This is a genomic window from Streptomyces poriferorum (assembly GCF_019399235.1).
GTDB lineage: Bacteria > Actinomycetota > Actinomycetes > Streptomycetales > Streptomycetaceae > Streptomyces > Streptomyces poriferorum.
Genome location: NZ_JAELVH010000375.1, coordinates 1 through 11367 on the forward strand (window position 1 = coordinate 1; position 11367 = coordinate 11367).

The 11367-nt window shown below is 64.2% G+C and carries 4 protein-coding genes and 3 rRNA genes; 2 read left to right on the forward strand and 5 right to left on the reverse strand.

Annotated features, from left to right (window positions below):
* Nucleotides 1-52: 52 nt before the first annotated feature.
* The 3 genes from rrf to JGS39_RS36145 all read right to left on the reverse strand — a co-directional run bounded on the left by rrf (nucleotide 53) and on the right by JGS39_RS36145 (nucleotide 5024).
* Nucleotides 53-169: ribosomal RNA gene (gene rrf / locus JGS39_RS36135) — 5S ribosomal RNA — on the reverse strand.
* Between the two features lie 79 nt (nucleotides 170-248).
* Nucleotides 249-3373 (reverse strand): 23S ribosomal RNA (locus JGS39_RS36140).
* A 125-nt stretch (nucleotides 3374-3498) separates the two neighbouring features.
* Nucleotides 3499-5024 (reverse strand): 16S ribosomal RNA (locus tag JGS39_RS36145).
* Together the 16S, 23S and 5S rRNA genes form the textbook arrangement of a ribosomal RNA operon.
* Before the next feature lie 700 nt (nucleotides 5025-5724).
* Here JGS39_RS36145 and JGS39_RS36150 point away from each other — a divergent pair.
* Complete coding sequence (locus JGS39_RS36150) at nucleotides 5725-6174, forward strand: PTS sugar transporter subunit IIA (RefSeq protein WP_219573997.1); 450 nt, start codon at nucleotides 5725-5727, stop codon at nucleotides 6172-6174.
* 76 nt (nucleotides 6175-6250) lie between these two features.
* Entirely contained in the window at nucleotides 6251-7921 is a 1671-nt protein-coding gene (gene ptsP, locus JGS39_RS36155; protein WP_219573998.1) for a phosphoenolpyruvate--protein phosphotransferase, read from the forward strand.
* A gap of 76 nt (nucleotides 7922-7997) precedes the next feature.
* On the opposite strand, the gene JGS39_RS36160 is transcribed toward ptsP, so the two are convergent.
* Complete coding sequence (locus tag JGS39_RS36160) at nucleotides 7998-8915, reverse strand: DUF8829 domain-containing protein (protein WP_219573999.1); 918 nt, start codon at nucleotides 8913-8915, stop codon at nucleotides 7998-8000.
* Nucleotides 8916-8982: 67 nt separating this feature from the next.
* A complete protein-coding gene (locus tag JGS39_RS36165) occupies nucleotides 8983-10959 on the reverse strand; it encodes an acetoacetate--CoA ligase (protein ID WP_219574000.1) in 1977 nt (658 codons plus the stop codon).
* Between the last annotated feature and the right edge of the window lie 408 nt (nucleotides 10960-11367).

Consider the following 11367-nt stretch of genomic DNA (forward strand, 5'->3'; position numbering starts at 1 on the left):
AACGCAGAAAAGCCCCGTGCCACAAGGGCACGGGGCTTAACTATCAAAAGGAGTTCGGCGGCGTCCTACTCTCCCACAGGGTCCCCCCTGCAGTACCATCGGCGCTGAAAGGCTTAGCTTCCGGGTTCGGAATGTAACCGGGCGTTTCCCTAACGCAATGACCACCGAAACACTATGAAATTAACCAACACCGGATGAAAACACGGCCGTTCGTTATTTCAGAACTAACACAGTGGACGCGAGCAACTGAGGACAAGCCCTCGGCCTATTAGTACCAGTCAGCTCCACCCGTTACCGGGCTTCCACATCTGGCCTATCAACCCAGTCGTCTACTGGGAGCCTTAACCCTTCAAGAGGGTGGGAATACTCATCTCGAAGCAGGCTTCCCGCTTAGATGCTTTCAGCGGTTATCCTTTCCGAACGTAGCCAACCAGCCATGCCCTTGGCAGGACAACTGGCACACCAGAGGTTCGTCCGTCCCGGTCCTCTCGTACTAGGGACAGCCCTTCTCAATATTCCTACGCGCACAGCGGATAGGGACCGAACTGTCTCACGACGTTCTAAACCCAGCTCGCGTACCGCTTTAATGGGCGAACAGCCCAACCCTTGGGACCGACTCCAGCCCCAGGATGCGACGAGCCGACATCGAGGTGCCAAACCATCCCGTCGATATGGACTCTTGGGGAAGATCAGCCTGTTATCCCCGGGGTACCTTTTATCCGTTGAGCGACAGCGCTTCCACAAGCCACTGCCGGATCACTAGTCCCGACTTTCGTCCCTGCTCGACCCGTCGGTCTCACAGTCAAGCTCCCTTGTGCACTTACACTCAACACCTGATTGCCAACCAGGCTGAGGGAACCTTTGGGCGCCTCCGTTACTCTTTAGGAGGCAACCGCCCCAGTTAAACTACCCATCAGACACTGTCCCTGATCCGGATCACGGACCCAGGTTAGACATCCAGCACGACCAGAGTGGTATTTCAACGACGACTCCACAACCACTGGCGTGGCCGCTTCAAAGTCTCCCACCTATCCTACACAAGCCGAACCGAACACCAATATCAAACTATAGTAAAGGTCCCGGGGTCTTTCCGTCCTGCTGCGCGAAACGAGCATCTTTACTCGTAGTGCAATTTCACCGGGCCTATGGTTGAGACAGTCGAGAAGTCGTTACGCCATTCGTGCAGGTCGGAACTTACCCGACAAGGAATTTCGCTACCTTAGGATGGTTATAGTTACCACCGCCGTTTACTGGCGCTTAAGTTCTCAGCTTCGCCGACCCGAAAGTCAGCTAACCGGTCCCCTTAACGTTCCAGCACCGGGCAGGCGTCAGTCCGTATACATCGCCTTACGGCTTCGCACGGACCTGTGTTTTTAGTAAACAGTCGCTTCTCGCTGGTCTCTGCGGCCACCCCCAGCTCAGGAAGCAAGTTCCCTCACCAGTGATGGCCCCCCTTCTCCCGAAGTTACGGGGGCATTTTGCCGAGTTCCTTAACCATAGTTCACCCGAACGCCTCGGTATTCTCTACCTGACCACCTGAGTCGGTTTAGGGTACGGGCCGCCATGAAACTCGCTAGAGGCTTTTCTCGACAGCATAGGATCATCCACTTCACCACAATCGGCTCGGCATCAGGTCTCAGCCTTAATGTGTGACGGATTTACCTACCACACGGCCTACACCCTTACCCCGGGACTACCACCGCCCGGGCTGGACTACCTTCCTGCGTCACCCCATCGCTTACCTAGTACAAGTCTGGTTCGTCGGCTCCACCACTACCCTCAACTCCGAAGAGATCGGGCCGGCTTCACGGACTTAGCATCGCCTGATTCAGTATTGGGCGTTTCAAAGCGGGTACCGGAATATCAACCGGTTGTCCATCGACTACGCCTGTCGGCCTCGCCTTAGGTCCCGACTTACCCTGGGCAGATCAGCTTGACCCAGGAACCCTTAGTCAATCGGCGCACACGTTTCTCACGTGTGTATCGCTACTCATGCCTGCATTCTCACTCGTGAACCGTCCACAACTCGCTTCCGCGGCTGCTTCACCCGGCACACGACGCTCCCCTACCCATCCACACAGGCGTTGGCCCTATATGTGTGAATGACACGACTTCGGCGGTACGCTTGAGCCCCGCTACATTGTCGGCGCGGAATCACTTGACCAGTGAGCTATTACGCACTCTTTCAAGGGTGGCTGCTTCTAAGCCAACCTCCTGGTTGTCTCTGCGACTCCACATCCTTTCCCACTTAGCGTACGCTTAGGGGCCTTAGTCGATGCTCTGGGCTGTTTCCCTCTCGACCATGGAGCTTATCCCCCACAGTCTCACTGCCGTGCTCTCACTTACCGGCATTCGGAGTTTGGCTAAGGTCAGTAACCCGGTAGGGCCCATCGCCTATCCAGTGCTCTACCTCCGGCAAGAAACACACGACGCTGCACCTAAATGCATTTCGGGGAGAACCAGCTATCACGGAGTTTGATTGGCCTTTCACCCCTAACCACAGGTCATCCCCCAGGTTTTCAACCCTGGTGGGTTCGGTCCTCCACGAAGTCTTACCTCCGCTTCAACCTGCCCATGGCTAGATCACTCCGCTTCGGGTCTTGAGCGCGCTACTAAATCGCCCTATTCGGACTCGCTTTCGCTACGGCTTCCCCACACGGGTTAACCTCGCAACACACCGCAAACTCGCAGGCTCATTCTTCAAAAGGCACGCAGTCACGACTGCATGTGCAAGCACATACAGCGACGCTCCCACGGCTTGTAGGCACACGGTTTCAGGTACTATTTCACTCCGCTCCCGCGGTACTTTTCACCATTCCCTCACGGTACTATCCGCTATCGGTCACCAGGGAATATTTAGGCTTAACGGGTGGTCCCGCCAGATTCACACGGGATTTCTCGGGCCCCGTGCTACTTGGGTGTCTCTTAAACGAGCCGTTAATGTTTCAGCTACGGGGGTCTTACCCTCTACGCCGGACCTTTCGCATGTCCTTCGCCTACATCAACGGTTTCTGACTCGTCTCACGGCCGGCAGACCATGAAAAAGAGATCCCACAACCCCGCATGCGCAACCCCTGCCGGGTATCACACGCATACGGTTTGGCCTGATCCAGTTTCGCTCGCCACTACTCCCGGAATCACGGTTGTTTTCTCTTCCTGAGGGTACTGAGATGTTTCACTTCCCCTCGTTCCCTCCACACTGCCTATGTGTTCAGCAGTGGGTGACAGCCCATGACGACTGCCGGGTTTCCCCATTCGGAAACCCCCGGATCAAAGCTTGGTTGACAGCTCCCCGGGGACTATCGTGGCCTCCCACGTCCTTCATCGGTTCCTGGTGCCAAGGCATCCACCGTGCGCCCTTAAAAACTTGGCCACAGATGCTCGCGTCCACTGTGCAGTTCTCAAACAACGACCAGCCACCCATCACCCCACCACCACCGCCGAACATTTGCCGGCGTAGTGGCTCTGGATTCCTTGCGGAATCTAGATGCTCCTTAGAAAGGAGGTGATCCAGCCGCACCTTCCGGTACGGCTACCTTGTTACGACTTCGTCCCAATCGCCAGTCCCACCTTCGACAGCTCCCTCCCACAAGGGGTTGGGCCACCGGCTTCGGGTGTTACCGACTTTCGTGACGTGACGGGCGGTGTGTACAAGGCCCGGGAACGTATTCACCGCAGCAATGCTGATCTGCGATTACTAGCAACTCCGACTTCATGGGGTCGAGTTGCAGACCCCAATCCGAACTGAGACCGGCTTTTTGAGATTCGCTCCGCCTCGCGGCATCGCAGCTCATTGTACCGGCCATTGTAGCACGTGTGCAGCCCAAGACATAAGGGGCATGATGACTTGACGTCGTCCCCACCTTCCTCCGAGTTGACCCCGGCAGTCTCCTGTGAGTCCCCATCACCCCGAAGGGCATGCTGGCAACACAGAACAAGGGTTGCGCTCGTTGCGGGACTTAACCCAACATCTCACGACACGAGCTGACGACAGCCATGCACCACCTGTCACCCGACCACAAGGGGGGCCGTATCTCTACGGCTTTCCGGGCGATGTCAAGCCTTGGTAAGGTTCTTCGCGTTGCGTCGAATTAAGCCACATGCTCCGCTGCTTGTGCGGGCCCCCGTCAATTCCTTTGAGTTTTAGCCTTGCGGCCGTACTCCCCAGGCGGGGAACTTAATGCGTTAGCTGCGGCACCGACGACGTGGAATGTCGCCAACACCTAGTTCCCAACGTTTACGGCGTGGACTACCAGGGTATCTAATCCTGTTCGCTCCCCACGCTTTCGCTCCTCAGCGTCAGTAATGGCCCAGAGATCCGCCTTCGCCACCGGTGTTCCTCCTGATATCTGCGCATTTCACCGCTACACCAGGAATTCCGATCTCCCCTACCACACTCTAGCCTGCCCGTATCGACTGCAGACCCGGGGTTAAGCCCCGGGCTTTCACAACCGACGCAACAAGCCGCCTACGAGCTCTTTACGCCCAATAATTCCGGACAACGCTTGCGCCCTACGTATTACCGCGGCTGCTGGCACGTAGTTAGCCGGCGCTTCTTCTGCAGGTACCGTCACTTTCGCTTCTTCCCTGCTGAAAGAGGTTTACAACCCGAAGGCCGTCATCCCTCACGCGGCGTCGCTGCATCAGGCTTTCGCCCATTGTGCAATATTCCCCACTGCTGCCTCCCGTAGGAGTCTGGGCCGTGTCTCAGTCCCAGTGTGGCCGGTCGCCCTCTCAGGCCGGCTACCCGTCGTCGCCTTGGTAGGCCATTACCCCACCAACTAGCTGATAGGCCGCGGGCTCATCCTTCACCGCCGGAGCTTTTAACCTTCCCCCATGAGAGAGAAAGTATTATCCGGTATTAGACCCCGTTTCCAGGGCTTGTCCCAGAGTGAAGGGCAGATTGCCCACGTGTTACTCACCCGTTCGCCACTAATCCACCCCGAAAGGCTTCATCGTTCGACTTGCATGTGTTAAGCACGCCGCCAGCGTTCGTCCTGAGCCAGGATCAAACTCTCCGTGAATGTTTTCCCGTAATCGGGTAGACACCACGAGAGCGGAACGACCGAGTCGGAATAGGACCGGTCGTTCACTATGTCCTCGCTGTGTGCATTGCCTACCAGGCCGGTAAAGGCCTGTTAGGACTTTCAAAGGAACCTCGAACCTGCCGAAGCAGGTCGGGGTATCAACATATCTGGCGTTGACTTTTGGCACGCTGTTGAGTTCTCAAGGAACGGACGCTTCCTTTGTACTCACCCTCAGAACATTTTCTGGGGCTTTCCTCCGGGCGCTTCCCTTCGGTCTTGCGTTTCCGACTCTATCAGACTCTTTCGCGTCCGATTCCCGGTCGAAACGGGTTTCACATTTCCCGCCTTTGAGGAATTCACTTTCGCGTTTCCCTTTCCGGCGAGCCAGACACTATCAGGCCTTTCCGCACCCGTTGACCGGCCCCCCGCAAGCATGCGGCTGCCCGATATCGGGTTAGGGTTTGGGCTTGATAGTCGCCGCCGACCCCCGACTCAATGTCGCGTTGGGGCCAGGCAGGAGTACGACAGTACAGGCCGCCGGGAGTCGAGGCAAATCGTTGCCGGTACACACCTAGGTCCTCGAACCACCAGGACTCGGGCGGAACCGGGACTTCTTATGACTTACGCTGCTGAGCAGTACGCCGTCCTCCGACCAGCCGCGGCGGCGCCATTGAAGCTCCACTCTGGGAGGCTCCCCATGACCACTGTGACGTCCCCTCTTGCCGGACGTGCCATCGGGCTCGCTGCGGTACCCGACCCGGTCTTCTCCGGTGCGATGGTGGGCCCCGGCACCGCCATCGACCCCCTGCGCGAGCCGTCCGAGGCCGTCTCGCCCGTCGACGGGATCGTCGTCTCCCTTCACCCGCACGCCTTCGTGGTCGTGGACAGCGAGGGCCACGGGGTGCTGACCCACCTCGGCATCGACACGGTCCAGCTCAACGGCGAGGGCTTCGAGCTGCTCGTGAACAAGGGCGACACCGTCACGCGGGGCCAGGGCATCGTCCGGTGGGACCCGGTGGCCGTCGAGGCTGCCGGCAAGTCGCCGGTGTGCCCCGTCGTGGCACTGGAGGCGACTGCCGATTCGCTGTCCGACGTCATCGAGGACGGCGACGTGAAGGTCGGCGACACACTGTTCGGCTGGCAGTAACGCGTTCGGCGCAGTGACAGCCGACTGGATATCCACCGCGGGGGCTTCGGCCGCCGCACAACCGGAGACGGGTGCAATGCAGACAACGCTGCGAGGCGTAGGCGTGAGCCACGGTGTGGCGATCGGCGAGGTACGGCACATGGGCACAGCAGTGCTCGAACCGCCGGCCAAGCAGATTCCGGCCGAGGAGGCCGAGCGCGAGCAGGGGCGGGCGCGGCAGGCCGTGGAGGCAGTGGCGGCCGACCTCATCGCGCGCGGCAACCTGGCCGGGGGCGAGGCCCAGCACGTGCTGGAGGCCCAGGCCATGATGGCCCAGGACCCCGAACTCATGGCCGATGTGGACCGGCGTATCGCTGTCGGCAGTACCGCCGAACGCGGTGTGTACGACGCGTTCGCCTCGTACCGCGCGCTGCTCGCCGGTGCCGGTGAGTATCTGGCCGGCCGTGTCGCCGACCTCGACGACGTACGCAACCGCATCGTCGCCCGCCTGCTCGGCGTGCCCATGCCGGGCGTGCCGGACAGCGACGAGCCGTACGTACTGATCGCGCGTGATCTGGCTCCCGCCGACACGGCGCTGCTCGACCCCACTCTGGTGCTCGGCTTCGTCACCGAGGAGGGCGGGCCGACCAGCCACAGCGCGATTCTGGCGCGGGCGCTCGGTGTGCCCGCCGTCGTGGCGCTCCCCGGCGCCGGCGAACTGGCCGAGGGCACGGTGATCGCCGTGGACGGCAGCACCGGCGAGATCTTCGTCGAGCCGAGTGCCGAGAAGCGGGCGGAGCTGGAGAGTTCGGCCGCCGCACGCAAGGCGGCGCTTTCGGCGTCGACCGGTCCCGGCGCGACCTCCGACGGGCACAAGGTGCCGCTGCTCGCCAATGTCGGCGGGCCCGGTGATGTGCCGGCGGCACTCGAGGCGGGCGCCGAGGGTGTCGGTCTCTTCCGTACTGAGTTCCTCTTCCTGGACGACAGCAAGCAGGCGCCGTCCGAGGAGAAGCAGATCATCGCGTACCGCGCGGTGCTGGAGGCCTTCCCCGAGGGCCGCGTCGTGGTGCGGGTGCTGGATGCCGGGGCGGACAAGCCCCTGGACTTCCTGACTCCGGCCGACGAGCCGAATCCTGCACTCGGCGTGCGTGGGCTGCGCAGCCTGCTGGATCACCCGGACGTGCTGCGGACGCAGCTGACCGCTCTGTCGAAGGCGGCCGAGGGGCTTCCTGTCTACCTCGAGGTCATGGCTCCCATGGTCGCGGACCGTGCGGATGCCAAGGCCTTCGCCGACGCGTGCCGCGCGGCCGGGCTGCAGGCGAAGTTCGGCGCGATGGTCGAGATCCCGTCGGCCGCGCTGCGGGCGCGCTCGGTGCTGCAGGAGGTCGAGTTCCTGTCGCTGGGCACCAACGACCTGGCGCAGTACACCTTCGCCGCCGACCGTCAGGTGGGTGCGGTCTCCCGCCTCCAGGACCCGTGGCAGCCCGCGCTGCTGGATCTGGTCGCGATGTCGGCCGATGCCGCCAAGGCCGAGGGCAAGAGCTGCGGTGTCTGTGGTGAGGCCGCCTCGGATCCGCTGCTCGCCTGTGTGCTGACCGGTCTGGGTGTGACGTCGCTGTCGATGGGTGCCGCGTCCATTCCCTATGTACGCAGCACGCTGGCGAAGTACACGCTCGCCCAGTGCGAGCGGGCCGCGTCGGCCGCGCGTGCGGCGGACTCCGCCGAGGAAGCGCGCGTTGCCGCGCAGGCGGTGCTGTCGGGCGAGTAGGACGCGCACAGGGCCCCGTGCCGCGTGAGGTGTGAGAAGGGGCTTCCCGCCGGTGGCGGGGAGCCCCTTCCGGCTGTCAGTGGTGCGCCTCCGGTTCGTCGGCACCGATGTCGAAGCCCGCGCAGTACTCCACACCGGATTCGGGCGAGACGGGGTCACCGGTGTCGGCGTCGGTGCAGTAGGCGCTGAACACCTCCCCCGCGGTGAGCGGGACGAGGCTGCCTCCGGTGAGGCGCCAGCCGTGGACCCGGTCCGCGGCCCCCGGGGCGCTGGTCCGCAGGACGACTCCCCCATGGCTGCCGCGGGCGATGCCGACGGCCAGCACGGTCACGAACTCGGCGCCTTCCGCCGAGTCGAGGTGTGCGGGGCCCGTGGTGTCGCGCTCGGTGTGCAGGGCGGCGAGCAGTTGTTCGTTCTCCGTGGGAGTGCTGCAGACCAGGTGGTGGGTGCCGGGGCCTGCCGCTTCCAGGGTGCGCAGCAGGAGGTGGGACGCGCGGTCGAAGGCGGCGCGGCCGATGTCCTGTCCGCAGTCCGCGCAGTCCCCGAGTCCGGACAGGAGCATCGTGGCGTACTCCCATGTGGACTGCCGGACCGCCCGGGCGACGAGGAGCGGGATCAGGGTGTCGATGGGCTGTCCGGTGTAGGCGACGGTGGCGCCGCAGGCCGCGATCTCCGCCGTGAACCGGCTGCGGCCGGCCGGGGTGTCGGGTGCGATTCCCGCCTCGGCGCAGAACTCCGCGTACTCCTCCGGGTCGAAGAGGGCGACCGTCGTGTGCATGCCCTGCGCGGCGAGCGTCCGGAGCAGGCCCTCCACCTGCCGCAGGTAGACGGTGTGGTCGTCGAAGGTGAAGGTGCGGTAGCGCCGCATCGCCGCGAAGTCCTGCTCATCGGTCAGGAGGCCGATGGTGGTCGGTGCTTCGCGGCGCAGCGTGCGTCGCATCGTGGTGCCGGTCCGGCCGCGGACGGTGGCCCGGTTGTTCCTGGTCTGCGCCATGATTCCCCCTGTGCGCTGTCGAACATTGCTCACTCAGCGTAATCACGGGCACTGACAGTGGCCTCGGTCAGCGGCGCCTGCGGGCCAGCTCCTCGTAGAAGTGGAGGAGTTCCAGGTTGTCGATCGAGCCGGGGTTGACCGCCTTGGCCAGGGCGGTTCCCTGGAGGAGTCGTTTGACCGGAACCTCGATGCGCTTGCCGGTGAGGGTGTGCGGGATGCCGGGGACCTCGATGACCTCGTCCGGGACGTGGCGCGGGGAGAGGTTCTCGCGGATGGTGCGCTTGATGCTGTCGCGGAGGTCGTCGTCGAGTGCGGCGCCTTCGGCGAGGTGGACGAACAGTGGCATCCAGTAGCCGCCGTCGGGCTCCTCCAGTCCGATGACGAGGGACTCGCGGATCTCGGGGAGGCGCTCGACGGCTTCGTAGATGTCCGCGGATCCCATGCGGACGCCCTGCCGGTTGAGGGTGGAGTCGGAGCGGCCGTGGATGACGACGGATCCGCGGTCGGTGATCGTGATCCAGTCCCCGTGCCGCCAGGTGCCCGGGTACGTCTCGAAGTAGCTCTCCCGGTAGCGGCTGCCGTCGGGGTCGTTCCAGAAGCGGATCGGCATGGACGGCATCGACTTCGTGACGACGAGTTCGCCGACCTCTCCGGTCAGGGGCTCGCCCGCGGGGTCCCAGGACTGGAGGTCCGTGCCGAGACAGGCGGCCTGGAGCTCGCCGATGTGGACCGGGAGTGTGGGGACCGCTCCGGCGAAGCAGCTGCAGACGTCGGTGCCGCCGCTGACGGAGGCGATCCACAGGTCGTCGGCCACCTCGTCGTGGAGCCAGCGGAATCCGTCGGGCGGGAGCGGGGAGCCGGTGGTGGCGACGCACTGGATGCGGGAGAGGTCGAAGTCCCGTCCCGGGTGGATGCCGGCCTTGCGGCAGGCCATGACGTACGCCGCGGAGGTGCCGAAGAGGGTGGCGCCAGTCTGTTCGGCGACGCGCCACTGGGCACTGACGTCCGGGTAGCCGGGGCTTCCGTCGTACAGGACGAGGGTGGTGCCGGTGAGGAGGCCGGAGACGAGGAAGTTCCACATCATCCAGCCGGTGGAGGTGTACCAGAAGAAGCGGTCCTCCGGGCCGAGGTCGCAGTGCAGGCCGATCTGCTTGAAGTGTTCGAGCAGGATGCCGCCCTGGGACTGGACGATGGCCTTGGGGAGGCCGGTGGTGCCGGACGAGTAGAGGACCCACAGCGGGTGGCCGAAGGGGACCTGTTCGAAGACCGGCTCGGTGTCCGCGGCGGTGAGGGCGGACCAGTCGAGGGCGCCTTCGGGTGCGTCGGTGCCGAGCAGCGGGATGTGGACGACGGCGCGCAGGGTGGGCAGTTCCCGGCGCAGCTCCGCGACCGTGTCGGCCCGGTGGTGTTCCTTGCCGCCGTAGCGGTAGCCGTCGACGGTGAACAGGACGACGGGTTCTACCTGCTGGAAGCGGTCGAGGACGCTGCGGGCGCCGAAGTCGGGGGCGCAGGAGGTCCAGACGCCGCCGACGGCCGCGGTGGCGAGGAAGGCGACGACCGCCTGTGGGATGTTGGGGAGGTAGCCGCTGACCCGGTCGCCCGGGGTGACGCCGAGGGCGCGGAGTTCGGCGGCGAGCGAGCCGACCTGGCGGCGCAGCGAGGACCAGGAGACGGGGACCTGGGTGTGGGTCTCGTCGACGTGGAGCAGGGCGGGGGCGTCCGCTCGGAGGGGGTCCTCGGCGGTGCGCAGCGCGTGCTCCGCGTAGTTGAGGGTGGCTCCGGGGAACCACTCGGCGCCGGGCATGGCGCGGTCGCCGATGACGGTCTCGTACGGGGTGGAGAACCGGACGTCGAACCATTCGGCGACGGCCGTCCAGAAGGTGTCGAGTTCGTCGACGGACCAGCGGTGCAGGCTCGCGTAGCCGCCCTCGGCGGGTGCGCCGTGGTGCTCGGCCGCCCAGCTCTGGAAGCGGGTGACGGCCGCGGCCGCGATGCGGTCCGGGCCGGGCTGCCACAGGGGGGCTTCGTCGGCTGCTGAGGTCATGGATCGGCTCCCTGGCTGTGCGGGTACGCGGTGTGTGCGTGTGTCGCGCGCACGGGCTGGGGTGTGCGCGTGAGGCGGCTCCACGGACGATGCCATGTGATCGTCTTTCGCACCAGGGTTGCCCGGCCATGGTCGCGCCGCCCGGTATGTGGTGCGGCCACACCACTTCCCGGCCGTCCGCCGCCGGCCGCGGGTGAACGGAAGTTGAACAGAACCCGTTCCCGGATCAGCGGGTGGCAGGGTGAGCCGCATGGACGGTCGTGACCTGGTGCGCTCGGTGAAGCTGGTCGGTTCGAAGCAGGGGCTGCGTACGGTGCGCTCGGCGTGGCGGCGGGCGCGGGCGGATGCGCGGGCGTTGCCTGCGCGCGGCCCGGAACGGGCGCGGGTGCCGGGGGCCGTGGTGGGGGC